The following is a 16491-nucleotide window of genomic DNA, read 5'->3' as shown; positions in this document are numbered from 1 at the left end:
ATGACAATAAAGGTCAAACTGTTTTATGAATCAGGCTTGGCGTTTTACCTGAAAAACAGGCTATCATCAGGGAGTATCTGCGCTAGCGCGCAACGCCCTTCCCCCCAGCCTGCAGGAGAACGTCATTTTGGATGCCAGCACCATTAACAGTTTGTTCATCATCGGTGCCGTGTTGGTGGGAGCAAGTATTCTTCTCAGTTCATTTTCGTCACGCCTGGGTATTCCTATTCTGGTGATCTTCCTGGCCATTGGCATGTTGGCGGGGGTCGATGGTCCGGGCGGTATCGTTTTCAGCAACTATCCGGTGGCCTATCTGGTCAGTAACCTGGCGCTGGCGGTGATCCTGCTGGACGGCGGGATGCGTACCCGAGTCAGCTCATTCCGCGTCGCGCTATGGCCGGCACTTTCGCTGGCAACTATCGGCGTGGTGATCACCGCCGGGCTGACCGGGCTGGCCGCCGCCTGGCTGTTCAACCTCGATCTGCTGCAGGGCATGCTGATTGGCGCCATTATCGGCTCCACCGACGCCGCGGCAGTCTTCTCGTTATTAGGCGGCAAAGGACTGAACGAACGCGTCAGCGCCACGCTGGAAATCGAATCCGGCAGCAACGATCCCATGGCGGTGTTCCTTACCATTACGCTGATTGCGATGATCTCCGCAGGCGAAACCACGCTGAGCTGGATGTTCCCTCTCCATCTGCTGCAGCAGTTCGGCATGGGGGTTGTCTTTGGTCTTGGCGGCGGTTGGCTGCTGCTGACGTTAATCAACCACATTAAACTGGCAGAAGGGCTGTATCCACTGCTGGCCGTCAGCGGCGGCATTCTGATTTTTGCCCTGACCACCGCACTGGACGGCAGCGGCATTCTGGCGGTATACCTGTGCGGCCTGATGCTGGGTAATCGCCCGATCCGCAACCGGCACGGCATCGTGCAAACCTTCGACGGCCTGGCATGGCTGAGCCAGATCGGCATGTTCTTGGTGCTGGGATTATTGCTGAATCCGCATGAGCTGCTGCCGATCGCCATCCCTGCCCTACTGCTTTCGCTGTGGATGATCTTATTTGCCCGACCGCTGTCGGTATTTATCGGGCTGTTGCCGTTCCGCAGTTTTACCCTGCGCGAGCGCAGCTTTATCTCCTGGGTCGGCCTGCGCGGGGCCGTACCGGTGATTCTGGCCGTCTTCCCGATGATGGCCGGCCTGCCCAATGCTCAGTTGTTCTTCAACGTGGCTTTCTTTGTGGTGTTGGTTTCCCTGTTGCTGCAGGGCACCACCCTGTCGTTCGCCGCGAAGAAAGCCAAGGTGATCGTTCCGCCGGCGCTGGCGCCGATTTCACGGGTTGGGCTGGATGTTCATCCTGAAAACCAGTGGGAGCAGTTTGTTTATCAGCTGTCGTCCGAAAACTGGTGCGTCGGTGCCGCGCTGCGTGAGCTGAAAATGCCACCGGGTACGCGCATTGCGGCATTGTTCCGAGGCAAAGAGCTGTTGCACCCCAGCGGCAGCACACGACTACGCGAAGATGACATTCTGTGCGTTATCGGTCACGAGCACGACCTGCCGGTACTGGGTAAGTTATTTAGCCAGGCGCCGGTGGTTACGCTGGATGAACGCTTCTTCGGTGATTTTATCCTGCAGTCGGACGCGCGCCTGAGCGATATTTCACAGGTTTATGGCCTGAATCTGCACGAAGGCGTGGATGAACAGCAAACGCTCGGCCAATTCGTCATTCAACTGATTGGCGGCGAACCGGTAGTGGGCGATCAGATCGAATGGGATGGCCTGACCTGGACCATCGCCGAAATGGATGGCAATGCGATCAGTAAAGTCGGCGTAAGAATTGTTACTGACTGATCCCTCCGCATAACCGGTCTGCTGCGCGGCCATGCCCGCAGCGGACCTTTCAAACAGACGGAACTTATAAGCCTGGGAAGGTTCTTAACCTCTGGAATAACCCAAACCGGGCATTCAGCTCCGGCGTTTTAACCTTTACTCTGGGAACATCGCATCGCGGTGATGGGTATCGATTTGAACAGTAAAATTCGATTTCTATCGGCCATGTTGGGGCTCGCACTGACTGTTATAGTGCTGGACCTGGGCGTCGCCGATTTGGTCCATAGACTCTTAATTGGATAACGTTAACGTGGCACAGCAGCAAGAAAAAGACATTCTGGGAAAGATACTGGTTACCGTCTCCGCACTCTGCGTGATTATTGTGGCGGTATTGCTGATATGGGGATTTGTACTGGATTAATCCCCAGCCAGGCGCAGTAACATAGCAACACTACAACTACCGTTTTGTTACAAAACACCGAAATCACTTACCGGCCATTGCGCGTAAGCTAGACGCAGAGAGTTATAAAAATAATCCCTCATACGACTTAAGTGTTGGCCCGCCTGAAACGGGCTTTTTTTTGCCCGCAACCCCAAATTTGGAGCATAAAAAAACCGCCGAAGCGGTTCTTTAAAGGCGATGGCGATCATATTTTACAGCCTTCGCAGTCCGCCTCGTCCTCAAGGATCTCGGGGAGTTCTTTCACTTTCTGCGCCGCTTTTTCTTCTGCTTGCGCCAATTCGGCATCGATATCAAAATCGAAAATATCATCACTCATCGTAAATTCCTCAGGCTTATCTGACTTCAATGCGTGAGTATAATCGACAACCGCGCGAGCGGAAACCCTCAGTTAAGCACGGCCACCTGCGGCTGTTCATCCTGCGGCTTCTTTGAGTACGCCAGATCGTAGACGTCGTAGAAATCGATCTCGCCTTTATTGGCGATAATTTCCTGCATGCGATTTTTCGTCGCGGCACCGATCGTCGGTTCATCCAGCAATGCCTTCACCGACTGCGGCGACAGCGCCCGGGTGAAATACCACTCGCCGTTATAACAAACGCGCAGATCCAGCACGCCAATATCTTCAAAGCGATAGACCGGTTTGATTTCAATCAACAGCATGGCGAACATGAACAGAACGAAGGCGGTGAAAGCCAAAAACGCGATGAAGCCCATGTAAGGAACCTGATACATCACGGCGATCACGGCAAAATAACCGGCAAACATGGCGAGACACAGATAGCGGTGATCGCGCGCAAATTCGCTATTGAAGCGCAACTTGCCGTCACGTCCTTCCTGTCGATTGATCCGTTCGATTTCTTTTACCAAGATGCTTTTAATCGCGTCCATAGCTACAACCTTATGCCTTGGGGGGACATTATTGCTATCAATAATCATTCCTCAAACTAACACAGGTACAGTTTGCCCAGGTAGATCAGTTATGCAATTTAATATCGGTAACTGTTATACCCTCTGCGGCTAGCGCTGCAGCGAGTTTTTGCCTTGCGCAAACATAAACATCCGCTGGGCGATATCGTCGGCCTGTTTGATTTTTTGCTTTTGCGGTTCGTTACAGCGCTGAATAGCGCGCGCATAAGCCAGTTCATGCGCCTGATCGATCATCGCAATAATCTTGTCGCGCTCCTGTTGAGCCAGGTTGCCCAGCATGGTGGTGATAATTGCCTGATAGGCGTTGGAGGCGGCGGTAAGCGACTTCTCTCTGGCTTCGAGCGCCACCACACGTTGCAATAACTCCTGCAGTTGATCGGACTCAGACATGGCGATCTCCTGTTGCCGGGCAGCGAACCTGCCTGATTAGAGTCTAGCAAAGATCGATTGCAACAGAGGAAGATTAAGAAAAGAACCGGTTAGGGTAAAGCACACCCGAAAATCCCAACAAGGAGCCGATAGTGCAAATCAACCCGGGTGCGCTTTATGATAACGGGTCCGTAAAGGAAGCTGGCGCGCTATGCAGGACTCGAACCCGCGTCTATCAATTTTGTAGCCAAAAAAGCATCATAAAACCAACCACTCTGCCAACTGAGTTAATAGCGCATTCCTTTGCTTCGGGGCGTTATTATCCATATTAATGCTATGGATTCAACACAAGTAACTATGAACAACTGAATTTTAAGAGAAATCTTGTTTTTTTCGCCTATTCCTCCCTCAGCCGCCAATTACTTTCATTCCGCGATAGTTAATCAGTGGCACTTTTCCCTCGCCGTCTGCGGCATGTTTATTGTTAGTTAAAGCGCTGGATGCCACTATAGCGGCTTCTGGGATCAACGTTGCTGTTACGGATAACATTATGAAAGTCACTCCGCGCCGTTTGGCGTTTACTCTGGTCGGCGTCCTGCTGGTCATTACTGCCGTCGTTACACTGATCTCACTGCGAAGCCCCTCACCGGCCCCCTATGTCACGGCGCCGGTTCGGCTTGGCGATATCGAAAACGCGGTATTGGCCACCGGTAAGCTGGATGCTTTCGAACGGGTCAACGTCGGCGCTCAAGTTTCAGGCCAGGTGAAGTCCCTGAAGGTCAAACTTGGCGACCGGGTGACCAAAGGCCAGCCGATTGCCGACATCGACGACCTGCCACAACGTAACGATCTGCGTAATGCCGAAGCGGCGCTGAACGTGGCAAAAGCGGATTTACAGGCCAAACAGGCGCTGTTGAAGCAGGCGGAGTCCCGTTTTAAACGCCAGAAACGCATGTTGAAAGACGAAGCCGGCTCGCGCGAGGATTTTGAAGCGGCCGAGGCCACGCTTGCCGCTACCCGCGCCGAACTGATTGCGCTGAATGCACGTATTGTGCAGGCGCAAATTGAGGTGGACAAGAAGAAGGTCGATCTGAGCTACACCCGCATCCTGGCACCGATGGACGGCATTGTCATTGCCGTCATTACCCAGCAAGGCCAAACGGTAAACGCCAATCAGAGCGCCCCTACCATCGTCAAACTGGCGCAGTTGGATGTGATGACCATCAAGGCGCAGATTTCCGAAGCCGACATTACCCGCGTTACCCAAGGGCAAAAAGCCTACTTCACCATTTTCTCCGAACCGGACAAAAAGTACGATGCCACGCTGCGCACCGTCGAATTGGCGCCTGAGTCCATCATGAAAGACGATTCGCTCAGCGGCGGCGGTTCCGCCTCAGGCTCCGGCAGCGCCAACGCTTCGGTGTATTACAACGCGCTGCTCGACGTGCCCAATCCGCAAAACCGGCTGCGCATTGCCATGACGGCTCAGGTTTCATTGCTACTGGGTGAGGCAAAAAACACGCTGTTGGTTCCGATTCAGGCAGTGCATAAAAACGCGGACAAAAAACAGCAGGTACAAGTGCTGACCGGGGATAACCGGGTGGAAATACGTGAGGTGACAACCGGTATTACCAATAACGTCGATATACAAATCCTCTCTGGATTAAAGGTGGGTGAACACGTAGTGCTGGTGCAAGAAAGCGCCAAGCCGGGCGAAGAAGGCCTGTTACTGTGAACACCATTATTGAACTGAAAGGGATTGGCCGCACCTATACCAACAGCAGCGAGCCGTTAACCGTACTGAAAAACATCAACCTCAAGATCGCCGCCGGTGAGTTGGTTGCCATTATCGGTGCCTCAGGCTCGGGCAAATCAACGCTGATGAACATCATCGGTTGTCTGGACGTGCCTGATCAGGGGAATTATCACATCGGCGGGCATAACGCCGCGCACCTGTCGCCGGACGAGTTGGCCAGGCTTCGTCGGGAACACATAGGTTTTATCTTCCAGCGTTATCATCTGATGCCGGACATCAGCGCGTTGGGCAATGTCGAGATCCCGGCGATCTACGCCAACAGTAAACGCGACCAACGTCGCCTGCGCGCGGCACAATTGTTGGCGCGCCTGGGGTTGGAGGGCCGTGAGCATCACAAGCCCGGTCAACTGTCCGGCGGCCAACAGCAACGCGTCAGCATTGCTCGTTCGTTAATCAACGGCGGTGAAATCATCCTTGCGGACGAACCGACCGGCGCGTTGGACTCCAAATCCGGGCAGGAAGTGCTGGAGATCCTCAGCGAACTGAACCAGCGTGGTCACACGGTGGTGATCGTCACCCACGACATGAAAGTCGCCCAGCACGCGCAGCGTATTATCGAACTGCAGGATGGCGAGATCGTCGCCGACAGCGGGTGTCAATCGCCGGTGCCTCCCCCGGTGATGAAAAAGAGCCCGCCAGTTGCACAAGGCTATTGGCAAAGCTTGCTCGACCGCACCCGGGAGTCACTGCAGATGGCGCTGAAAGCGATGAACGCCCACCGCTTGCGCACAGCGCTGACTATGACCGGCATCATTTTCGGCATCGCCGCCGTGGTTACGGTGGTCGCCCTGGGCGAAGGTGCAAAACAGCGCACGCTGGAGAGCATTAAAGATCTGGGCACTAACGTCGTCAGCATTTATCCCGGGCGTGATTTCTTTGACGACAGCATCGACAGCATCCGCACCCTGGTACCGGCGGACGCCGACGCGCTGGCCAGCCAGAGCTTTGTCGACAGCGTCAGCCCTGAAGTCAGCGCCTCAGAGAACATTCGCTTTCGCAGCAAATCGGCCAACGCATCGATCAGCGGCGTGGGCCGCGATAACCTGCGCGTTAGCGGCCTCAAGCTGATACAGGGTCGAAACTTCCTCGATGACCGCAATGCGCTGCAGGAAGTGATCATTGACGAAAACGCGCGGCAGGCTTTGTTCGGCGATTTCGGCGTTGAGCCTCTGGGCCAGATCGTGTTCCTCGGTGCGGTACCGGCCCGGGTGGTCGGCATAGTCCAAAGTAACCAGGATTCGGCCCCCAACCGCATCAGAGTATGGATGCCCTACTCCACCGTGATGTATCGCATGGTGGGCAAATCGACGCTGAGCAGCATTAATGTCCGGTTGAAAGAGGACGTCTCCAACGAAGCCGCCGTCGCCGCGATTAAACAGTTGCTGACTCAACGTCATGGCGTGAAGGATTTTATGCTGTTCAATCTCGACAAATACCGAAAATCGATTGAACACACCTCGATGACGCTGACCTTGCTGATCCTGATGGTCGCCTCGATCTCCCTGATTATTGGCAGCCTGGGCGTGATGAATATCATGCTGGTGTCAGTGACCGAACGCACGCACGAAATCGGCGTGCGCATGGCCGTCGGTGCCCGGCGTAGCGATATCATGCAGCAATTTATGATAGAAGCCGTGCTGGTTTGCCTGATCGGCGGTGTATTGGGCATATTGCTGTCATTCGCCGCTGGTTCGCTGTTTACCCTGTTAGCGGGGGGCATGCTCACCGCCATCTATTCCTGGCAGGCCGCCGCCGTGGCCTTCTGCTGCTCCACCCTGATTGGCATGATCTTCGGTTATCTCCCTGCCCGCAAAGCGGCGCGGATGGATCCGGTCATTTCTCTGGCCAGCGAGTAACTTATGAAAACCTTATCCCCTCTCGCGTTATGCCTCGCGGCCTTGCTCAGTACCGGCTGCGGGAATGCGCTGAAAAGCGAGTATCAGTCTCCAAAGGTGCAGTATCCGGCCGACTGGCAGCAAAACGCCGAAGCCGACACGTCAGAACCATTCAACTGGCGTGATTTCCGCGATCCCCAGTTGGACCGATGGCTGCAGCAGGTGATGGCGGCCAATAACGATTTGGCCGCCGCCGCACTGCGCGTCTACCGTGCCCAACTGGCGGCGCAGCGGGCTGATATCGGCACCGCGCCAAGTGTGAACGCAACGCTCAGCAGCGGAGCCAATACCGCCCTTTCCGACTCCTCGCCTTGGAACAAAAGCAGCAGCGCCAATCTCGGCGTCAGCTATGAGGTCGATCTATGGGGCAAACTGGCGCGGCAACGTGACGCCGCGGAATGGGCCAGCCAGGCCACGCAACAGGATTTGCAAAGTGCGCGTCTGGCTTTGCTCGCCAGCGCCAGCAAGAATTACTGGCGTATCGGCTTTATCAATCAGCGAATCCGCGTCAGTCAGCAAAGCATCGACTATTCCCAACAAACCCTGGGGCTGGTCAAGGCACGCTACCGCGCGGGCAGCGTCTCTTCATTGGACGTGGTGGATGCCGAACAGAACCTGATTAATCAGCAAAGCAGCCATCTGGCACTGCTGCGTGAGCGTCAACAGGCGCTGAACGAACAGACGGTACTGCTGGGTGCGCCGCCGGGAAACACGGTGGTTGAGCCCGAGAGCCTGCCGACCGGTCCATTGCCGCAAATCAATGCCGGCATCCCGGCCAGCGTGCTGCGCCATCGCCCGGATATCAGTGCCAAAGAGTGGCGACTGCGTGAAACTCTGGCTAACGTGGACATCAAACGCACCCAGTACTACCCGGCCTTCAGCCTGACGGGCTCATTAGGTGCCAGCAGCACCGCATTGCTGGAGTTTTTGCGTAATCCGCTGGCAACGGTAGGTGCCGGACTGTCGCTGCCGTTCCTCGAATGGCGGCAAATGGACGTCGATATCAAAATCGCCCGCAGCGACTATGAACTGCAGGTGCTGGAATTCAAGCAGGCGCTGTATAAAGCCATGGCCGACATTGATGATGCCCTATCGTTACGTACGCAACTGATGGCACAGGAGAAACACCTGCAGGCGGCATTGGCGCTGGCGCGTAAATCTGAACGATTGAATGAAAGCCGCTACCGGCAAGGCTCGGTGCCGATTAATTTCTGGCTGGATGCGCAAAATCGCCGTCGGTTGGCGGAGCTGGCCGTGGATGAAAACCGGTTCGCTCAATACCAAAACCTGGCGCAACTCTATCTGGAGTTTGGTGGATCTGCGCAGTAAGGCTGAGCCTGGCGATCGCGCCAGGCTTTTTCATCTGGAATGCATTAATTTTGCCCGTTTTTACTGCAGTTCTTTCTATACTTGTTTCATCCCTTCCCAGACAAAAAACCACCATTATGAACAATAATTAATCTATTTATGCGCTAAATCGGTGCAAATTGATAAGATAAACTGCTAAATTTGATCGCCGCAAGATATAACGCTAAGCTATAGATGCAAAATAATTAGTCACCTAAATGACATATTCCCGGTGAAAATTGACTTATTACGTGACTCGCATCACACAAAAAAGGCAGTGGCGAATCTGGCAACATCGCAATAAGATTAGCCACGCTGATAACTGGGCAGAAGAAGTGAACGAGGATTGCGAATTCACGTACGACTAAAATTGATTAAGGGATGATTATATGAAGTTAAGAAAAAAACGACATAAACCGATGCATATTAATGACATCACCATCATCGATGACAGCAAGCTGAAAAAAGCCATTACCGCGGCCGCATTAGGTAACGCAATGGAATGGTTTGACTTCGGTGTATATGGCTTTGTGGCCTACGCCCTTGGGCAAGTCTTTTTCCCTGGCGCCACCCCTGGCGTACAGATGATTGCCGCACTGGCGACCTTTTCCGTTCCCTTCCTGGTACGTCCATTAGGCGGTATCTTCTTTGGCGCGATGGGCGATAAATTCGGTCGCCAGAAAGTACTCTCCATCACCATTATTATCATGGCGGTCAGTACCTTCTGTATCGGCCTGATCCCTTCCTATGCCTCTATCGGCATCTGGGCACCGGTTCTGCTGTTGCTGGCCAAATTGGCACAGGGCTTCTCGGTAGGTGGCGAATACTCCGGCGCGGCTATCTTCGTAGCCGAATATTCACCGGACAGAAAACGCGGCTTTATGGGCAGCTGGCTTGATTTTGGCTCCATTGCCGGTTTCGTCCTGGGTGCTGGCGTGGTGGTACTGATCTCCAGCATTGTCGGTGAAACCAACTTCCTCGACTGGGGCTGGCGTATTCCGTTCTTTATCGCAGCGCCTTTGGGTCTGATCGGTTTGTACCTGCGCCATGCGCTGGAAGAAACACCGGCCTTCCAGCAGCACGTGGAAAAGATGGAGAAAGACGACCGCAACGCCATCGAAAACCCGCCGAAGACCTCTTTCAAAGAGATCGCGGCCAAGCACTGGAGAAGCCTGCTGGTCTGCGTCGGTATCGTGATTTCAACCAACGTGACCTATTACATGTTGCTGACTTACATGCCGAGCTACCTGTCGCATAACCTGCACTACTCGGAAGATCACGGCGTACTGATCATTATCGCCATCATGATCGGTATGTTGTTCGTGCAGCCGGTCATAGGCCTGGCCAGTGACCGCATCGGCCGTAAGCCGTTTATTATCGGCGGCAGCGTCGGTCTGTTGGCTCTGTCTATCCCCTGCTTTATTCTGATCAATAGTAACGTGATTGGTCTGATCTTCGTCGGTCTGTTGGTGCTGGCGGTGCTGCTGAACTCCTTCACCGGTGTGATGGCCTCCACCCTGCCGGCGATGTTCCCGACGCATATTCGTTACAGCGCGTTGGCGATTTCATTCAACATCTCGGTACTGGTTGCCGGTGCGACGCCGACGGTAGCCGCCTGGCTGGTCGAAGCGACCGGGAACCTGTATATGCCGGCTTATTATCTGATGGTCGTCGCCGTCATCGGTCTGATCACCGGCCTGTACATGAAAGAAACCGCCAATAAACCGCTGCGCGGTGCCACCCCGGCGGCTTCGGATCGTTCGGAAGCCAAAGAGCTGCTGCAAGAAAACTACGACAACATCGAACAGAAAGTCGAAGACATCAATGAGCAGATTGCCGAGTTGGAAAAGAAAAAACAGACGTTGATCGACCAGCATCCAAAACTGGACTAAACAGCGTTCTAACGACAAGCCACCTTCGGGTGGCTTTTTTATTGCCGTAATCCGGTCAACGTCCGAGCGTAAATTTGCACAACCTTCCTTCTGCGCCCCATGCGCGACCGCCGTTTTTCACCGGCAGTAATCATCGGGGTATAAGCGGCCACAGTGCGATTTCGGCAAACCGAATTTTGGCACTATTAGCCTGATATTTTATCCTGGCGAGGTTTGATGCTAGGCTTGAAATCAAGTTAACCCATTGAAGAAGATAGCCAATGAGTAGAATGGATATGCCGATCGTTATTGCCGTAGCCATCATGATTGCGATATGGATAGGCGCGTTATTTAACATTGGCGATATCACGCACGCCCTGGCGCGGATCTTCCACTGGATTGAGAGTCTTCGTTAAGGGGGCTTTCCGCCAGCTTAATGCATAAAAAAACCGCCTTTCGGCGGTTAGTCATACGGCTGGCAATTCAGTTGACCTGGCACCAGTTACGCTGCTTCACAATCCCGCCGTCCGGCGAGGTATAGCCGATACACCCCAGCACGCTGTCGAACAGCTTTTCATGAAACACCGGCGTTTTTGCCTTTTGCAGCGCCTTTAACTGATTAAATGCCGCCTGGTGATCGGGCTGACTGAGAAACTTGTCGGATGCCCAGACCATAATTGGCACGGTACGCTGTTCTTTCGGCGCGTGATCGCGCGGCGTGCCGTGAAAATGCATATTTTCCGAGATCGACTCACCGTGATCAGAGGCGTAAAACACGATAGCGTTACGGTTGCGCAACTGATTGAACACCTGCTCAAGAACATAGTCGGTGTACAACAGGCTGTTGTCGTAAGAGTTGATCATCGATTCCGTTGAACACGTATCGTCAATACCCTGGCATTCCGGCTGATAGCGAGCAAAAGCCCGCGGATAGCGTTCGGTGTACATATAGTGTGAGCCTTTGGTATGCAAAATCACCAAGTGTTTTCCCTGAGGATGGCGGTCCAGCGAATCCTGCAGTTCATCGATCAACGCAATATCATCAACGGGTTTACCGGCATTGCGTTTTTCCGCCTGAATGCTTTCTCGAAGAGCATAGCTGTCCGCCAGGGTCTTATTATAAAACCAGGCTTCGCTTTGCATAGAGAATAGCTCGGAGGAAAACCCCTGCTTCTTCAGCACCGAAAAGACGTTCATTTCCTTTAGCGTGCGCTGCGGCTCTTCCGATGCCCCGCCTTCTCTGACGAACATGCAACGCAGAGAGAGCTTGGTTGACGTATCGCAAGAATAGCCTTGCAGCACCGCCAGGTTGGCTTCCTTATCCAGATTCGGCGTATTGTCGCGCTGGTAACCGTAAACCCCCATATGATCGCGTCTGGCACTTTCACCAATCACGAATACCACATAAAGATCATTCACGTCTTTTGGCGGCTGGTAGGTGAAATGCGCCGCCGGATCAAACAGATTCCGGCTGTCCTCCGCCTGGCTGTAGGAACTGTAAGTCAGCAGCCCCAGGGCCGAAAGCCAGTTAGACGGTGAATAGCTGCCGGCCACTACTCCGCCATAGCTGGCCATCATCTGGTTATTTTCACGGTCGTGTTGATCCTGCACCTGGCCCATCAACTGAAGCGGTAGCCAGCAGAACAGGCCAGCGGCCAGCATAATCCCGCCTTTTTTGACCAACGCCAGCTGATTGCCGCGTTTGAATGCGGCTTCGTGCATCGGGGCCAGCCAAATCAACAGCAGCGGCAACAGACTCACCAGCACCATCCATACGCCAAAATGCCAGCCTACCGACTCTTTGGATAAATCAACGTCGGTGGTCATCACCGCCGCCAGAATGCCGTAGCCGATATCGACATGAAACAACACCATATAATAGCTGGCGGCAACCGAGCTCAGGACCAGCAGCGTGGCCAAAACACGAAACAACCGGCGTCCCAAAAAGGAAATAAGCAGCGTGATAAAGCATACGAGGCAAAAGGCCGCAACAATTTCAATGCCAATCGACAACAGGTTATCGTTATGAAGCTGTTGATAACGACGATAAAAAATAGGGATATTGAGTAATACACCGAGATAGAAAGCGATAAAAAAGGAGACCTGCAACTGGGTCCAACGTCGGAACTTCTGCATTATTGATACCATTCCTGCCAATGTGAGTTCATAGCCATCTGCCAGATACAGGTTGTTGTGAGAGTTTCTCTCCCCCTGCTACTGGGTGGTTATCTGACAGGTAATTTAGGCGGGCGTTGCCAGCGCGGAGAAAAATAACGTTGTTATGATGTAACAATTCGTGTGCAAAACGGCTTTTATCCTTCCTGCGGTAGCGGTTAGGTGCGCTGCCGCAGGAAGATGGTTTATCCCGCTATGGCGTCAGGGATTGTTCACCAACCGCAGCGCTGGGTGCCGATGCCGCAGCCTGATTTTCTTCGCGGTACTTCTGCTTATCCCAGGCACGGAAGAACGGGTAGTAAATTGCCATTGAAATCAGCAGATTGACCACCTGGATCACCGTTCCCGAAATATGGCCTCCGGTTGCCAGATAGCCGCTAATGAAAATCGGCGTGGTAAACGGTAAGGCTATACCAACCGGCGGCGTCACCAAACCGGTTGCCATCGCGGTGTAGGTCACGATCACCAGCACCACTGGTGTCAGGATAAACGGCAGGAAGAAGTACGGGTTCATCACCAACGGGATGCCAAACACCATGGGCTCACTGATATTAAACAGGCAACCCGGCGCGGCGATTTTCCCCAACTGCTTCATCTGCGCGCTACGGCTGCGCACCAGCATGAAGATCACCAACCCCAACAGGGCACCGGTTCCGCCGGGCGCTATCCATAAATCGTAAAATTGCTGGGTAATAATGTGTGGAATAGGCTGGTTGTTCTGAAACGCCACCAGGTTTTCCGACATATTCGCCAACCACACCGGCTGAATGAACACCAATACGATGGCATCACCGTGCAGCCCCAACGTCCACAACAGGCCAATCAGGATCACCGAGAAAATCATTCCCGGCAGCGTTCCGCCCACGTGATGCATCGGGATACCGATCAGCGTAGCGATCATGGTGTTGATATCGCCAAACGGCGTGGCTTCGACGATCAGGCGCAGCAGAAGGATCACTGCCAGTACGCAAAATCCCGGAATCAACGCCAGGAAGGATTTCGCCACCGCTGGCGGCACGCCTTCAGGCATATTGATCACCAGATTGCGGTTATGCACGAACCGGTAGATTTCCGTCGACAACAGCGCCACCACGATTGCCACGAACAATCCCTGGCTGCCGATAAAGTTCATCGGCAGCACGCCTTTGACAATCTGCTCCGCGGCACCTTTCACCGGGGCAAAAAGGGTGTGTTGAGGAATGGTCATGATAAACGCTACTAACGAAACCGCACCGGTACTGAGCGGGTCCATACCACGGTATTTTTCCGCCAGCCGGTAGGCAATGCCAAAGCTGGAGATAATCGCCATGATGTCGTAGGTCGCTTTGACCGGATACAACAGCTTGTCGCGCCAGGCCGCACCGAATACCTCCCCCATCAGGTTGGCATAGCTCGGGATCGGCAAGTAGGCGAAGATCAGGAAAAATGACCCGATCAACATAAACGGCATATTGAGAATTATGCCGTCGCGTACCGATAAAATGTGTTTTTGCCCGGCGATTTTTAACGCCGTCGGCAATACGTAACGTTCCAGAATGCTATTTAAACCCGCCATCATTCCCCCTGCCCGGCCAAGCCGGCATCGTGATTATTATTATGGAATATCGACTTAGTTGAACTGCGGCAAATAGGCTTGGTTAAGGTTCAGCACCTCATCCAGCAAAGGTTCTGCGATACCGACGCCACCAATCAGCGGATTCACCACCAGCGCCAACAGCGCACTGTGACGATCGCCATGCACCGCGGCCTCAATGGTCAAACGTTCGAAATCTTTCACCTGCTGAGTCAGCCCGTTCATGGCCAGCGGCAGCGGCCCGAAGCTCAGCGGGTGAGCGCCCTGTGCGTCGATCACGCAGTTGGTTTCAATCACTGCGTCATCCGGCAAGCCCTGAATCGCACCATTATTGCGGGTGTTCACCACCAGCACCTTGCCGCTGTTATTGTGAATGGCACGGATCAGCTCGACCGCCACTTCTGAATAGAAAGCACCGCCACGGAAGCTCAACTGCTCTGGTTTTTTATCCAGCGTTGGGTCGGCGTACAGTGCAAATAGCTCTGCCTCTACCTTCATCACCTGTTCAGCACGGGTTCCCTGGGCCGCAGCGGCTTCAAGCTCTTCTTCCAGCATGCCGGCGGTTTGGTAGAAATAGCGATGATATGGGCAAGGGATCGCACCCAGCGCCTGCAAAAACGCCGGCGGCCAAGGCAGATCCTTGATGTTGTTCATCGACAGCGTTTCGCCATTGCTCAGCATCTCCAACACCTGGGCGGTCACATCCCTGCCGCTTTGCGTTACCTGATGTACCCACACCATATGGTTCAGTCCAGCAAAACGGAGATCGACCTGATCATGAGGTGCCTTCAGCATGTCGGCGATCATGTGGTGCATGGTGATCGGTACGTTGCACAAGCCGATAATCTTCGCCTTGCTGTAACGGGAGACCGCTTCGGTGACAATACCGGCCGGATTGGTAAAATTGATGATCCAGGCGTCCGGCGCTACCGCTTCTACGGTACGCGCCACTTCCAGCATGACAGGAATGGTGCGCAATGCCTTGGCGAAACCACCGACACCGGTGGTCTCTTGACCCAGGCGCTGGTATTTCAAACCCAGGCGTTCATCGGCAGCACGGGCGGCCAGTTGCCCGACCCGCAGTTGAGTCAGTACAAAGCTGGCACCGCGAATGGCCGGTTCCAGCTCGAAATGTACCGACACCACCACCTGCTCCAGCCCGTTGCGCTTGAGCATTCTTTTGGTCAGTTCGGCAATGATGCCCACTTTCTCGCGGCCGGACTCTACATCTACCAACGCCAGTTCGGTTAACGGAACGTCCTGATAGTGGGCGATCAGCCCCTCGACCAACTCCGGCGTGTAGCTGCTGCCCCCGCCAATTACGGTTATCTTAGTCATTGCTTTGCCCCTGCGGTAAACGGCGATAAAGCTCGATCATGTCGGTGGCCAGATCTTGAATCAGCATGGCATTCATCAAATGATCCTGCGCATGCACCAGAATCAGACTGACCGGTATTTTCCCAACTCCCTCATCCATGCCAATCAGCTCCGTCTGCATGCCGTGCGCCCTCCCGATGCCGGCCTTCGCCTCTTCCAACTTAACCTCTGCGGCTGCGAACTGACCGCGACGTGCCAGTTGCAGCGCCGAAAGCAGCGAACTGCGAGCGCTGCCGGCATGAACCAGCAACTCCATAACGCTAGTTTCCAAATCCACCATCACCTCCCCGGCCTTATTTCAGGCGCAGCGATCCCGCCGAGAGTCATGAAATAACCCGCGGTCGATGAATAAATAAAGGATAAATGGGGCCAAGCCCCTCAGAGTGTTATCAGGCTAACAAGCCCAGCGCCTTATCCAGCACCTTGTCTCCACGCATAGTGCCGTAATCCATCATGTCGATCACCGCAACAGTTTTCCCCAAGGGCGCAGCAAGTTCGGAAAGACGTGCGTGTTCATATTTCACCTGCGGCCCCAGCAGTACAATGTCCGCACGCTCGACGATGCGCTCGAAATCCGCCACCGGCACGGCTTCAATCACGATATCCAGCGCCCGTTTTTGCGCCTCAGCTTTCATTTTTTGTACCAGCATGCTGGTCGACATGCCTGCTGCGCAACATAAGACGATGGTTTGCATTTTTAGTATCCCGGTTGTTAGCCACTTGGCGATGCAAATATAAAACAGTTCCGTAACACGCTTGTAAATACCTTGATTCCATACGATTTGATTATGACTTTTGGCTAATCGTTTAAAAACAATGCATTAAAGAATTTTCGTCGTGAAAATTTTTT

General features: G+C 53.8%; 16 protein-coding genes and 1 tRNA gene. 7 read left to right on the top strand and 10 right to left on the bottom strand.

The annotated features are described in order from the left end of the window. The first annotated feature begins 127 nt into the window (after positions 1–127). Positions 128–1849, top strand: coding sequence for a potassium/proton antiporter (locus tag H0S68_RS09030; RefSeq protein ID WP_128864202.1), 1722 nt, complete (start codon positions 128–130; stop codon positions 1847–1849). Between the two features lie 274 nt (positions 1850–2123). Beyond that, positions 2124–2249, top strand: a complete 126-nt coding sequence (locus tag H0S68_RS09025; RefSeq protein ID WP_255417459.1) for a hypothetical protein — start codon at positions 2124–2126, stop codon at positions 2247–2249. A gap of 47 nt (positions 2250–2296) precedes the next feature. On the opposite strand, the gene H0S68_RS09020 is transcribed toward H0S68_RS09025, so the two are convergent. From H0S68_RS09020 to H0S68_RS09000, 5 genes are all read right to left on the bottom strand, one after another. Next, positions 2297–2479, bottom strand: coding sequence for a hypothetical protein (locus H0S68_RS09020; RefSeq protein ID WP_410529327.1), 183 nt, complete (start codon positions 2477–2479; stop codon positions 2297–2299). After that, on the bottom strand, positions 2476–2607 hold the full coding sequence (locus H0S68_RS09015; protein ID WP_012006291.1) for a hypothetical protein: 132 nt from the start codon (positions 2605–2607) through the stop codon (positions 2476–2478). The genes H0S68_RS09020 and H0S68_RS09015 overlap by 4 nt, the downstream gene beginning before the upstream one ends. A gap of 68 nt (positions 2608–2675) precedes the next feature. Next, complete coding sequence (locus H0S68_RS09010; RefSeq protein WP_020826298.1) at positions 2676–3179, bottom strand: YlaC family protein; 504 nt, start codon at positions 3177–3179, stop codon at positions 2676–2678. 129 nt (positions 3180–3308) lie between these two features. After that, positions 3309–3608: a hypothetical protein gene (locus tag H0S68_RS09005; RefSeq protein ID WP_128864201.1), complete on the bottom strand. Its 300-nt coding sequence runs from the start codon at positions 3606–3608 to the stop codon at positions 3309–3311. Positions 3609–3789: 181 nt separating this feature from the next. Beyond that, positions 3790–3884, bottom strand: a tRNA-OTHER gene (locus tag H0S68_RS09000). Between the two features lie 253 nt (positions 3885–4137). Here H0S68_RS09000 and H0S68_RS08995 point away from each other — a divergent pair. The 5 genes from H0S68_RS08995 (at position 4138) to H0S68_RS08975 (ending at position 10932) form a co-directional block, all read left to right on the top strand. Continuing rightward, positions 4138–5322 carry an efflux RND transporter periplasmic adaptor subunit gene (locus H0S68_RS08995; RefSeq protein WP_128864200.1) on the top strand — a complete coding sequence of 395 codons (1185 nt, stop codon included), beginning with the start codon at positions 4138–4140 and terminating at the stop codon, positions 5320–5322. Then, the gene (locus tag H0S68_RS08990; RefSeq protein WP_273854740.1) at positions 5319–7259 is read left to right on the top strand and encodes a MacB family efflux pump subunit; all 1941 of its coding nucleotides are present in this window, start codon (positions 5319–5321) and stop codon (positions 7257–7259) included. The genes H0S68_RS08995 and H0S68_RS08990 overlap by 4 nt, the downstream gene beginning before the upstream one ends. 3 nt (positions 7260–7262) lie before the next feature. After that, positions 7263–8627 (top strand): TolC family protein, encoded by a 1365-nt coding sequence (locus H0S68_RS08985; protein WP_198639802.1) that lies wholly within the window; start codon positions 7263–7265, stop codon positions 8625–8627. Positions 8628–9034: 407 nt separating this feature from the next. After that, positions 9035–10537: a glycine betaine/L-proline transporter ProP gene (gene proP, locus H0S68_RS08980; protein WP_020826248.1), complete on the top strand. Its 1503-nt coding sequence runs from the start codon at positions 9035–9037 to the stop codon at positions 10535–10537. A 260-nt stretch (positions 10538–10797) separates the two neighbouring features. After that, positions 10798–10932, top strand: coding sequence for a hypothetical protein (locus H0S68_RS08975; protein ID WP_020826247.1), 135 nt, complete (start codon positions 10798–10800; stop codon positions 10930–10932). A 67-nt stretch (positions 10933–10999) separates the two neighbouring features. Here the strand turns inward: H0S68_RS08975 and eptB are convergent, their stop codons facing one another. The 5 genes from eptB to H0S68_RS08950 form a co-directional block, all read right to left on the bottom strand. Beyond that, on the bottom strand, positions 11000–12652 hold the full coding sequence (gene eptB, locus H0S68_RS08970) for a kdo(2)-lipid A phosphoethanolamine 7''-transferase (RefSeq protein ID WP_410529326.1): 1653 nt from the start codon (positions 12650–12652) through the stop codon (positions 11000–11002). 232 nt (positions 12653–12884) lie between these two features. Continuing rightward, positions 12885–14246 (bottom strand): PTS cellobiose transporter subunit IIC, encoded by a 1362-nt coding sequence (celB, locus tag H0S68_RS08965; RefSeq protein ID WP_115059173.1) that lies wholly within the window; start codon positions 14244–14246, stop codon positions 12885–12887. A gap of 54 nt (positions 14247–14300) precedes the next feature. Beyond that, positions 14301–15602, bottom strand: coding sequence for a 6-phospho-beta-glucosidase (locus H0S68_RS08960; RefSeq protein WP_130015522.1), 1302 nt, complete (start codon positions 15600–15602; stop codon positions 14301–14303). Then, a complete protein-coding gene (locus H0S68_RS08955; protein WP_115059177.1) occupies positions 15595–15921 on the bottom strand; it encodes a PTS lactose/cellobiose transporter subunit IIA in 327 nt (108 codons plus the stop codon). Before H0S68_RS08955 ends, H0S68_RS08960 begins: the two co-directional genes overlap by 8 nt. 109 nt (positions 15922–16030) lie before the next feature. Beyond that, positions 16031–16336: a PTS sugar transporter subunit IIB gene (locus tag H0S68_RS08950; protein WP_020826242.1), complete on the bottom strand. Its 306-nt coding sequence runs from the start codon at positions 16334–16336 to the stop codon at positions 16031–16033. Positions 16337–16491: the final 155 nt, after the last annotated feature.

Source organism: Serratia sp. AXJ-M (assembly GCF_046531865.1).
Classification (GTDB): Bacteria; Pseudomonadota; Gammaproteobacteria; order Enterobacterales; family Enterobacteriaceae; genus Serratia; species Serratia liquefaciens.
Note: the sequence above shows the minus strand (reverse complement) of the source record. Positions and strands in the feature narration are given on the sequence as shown.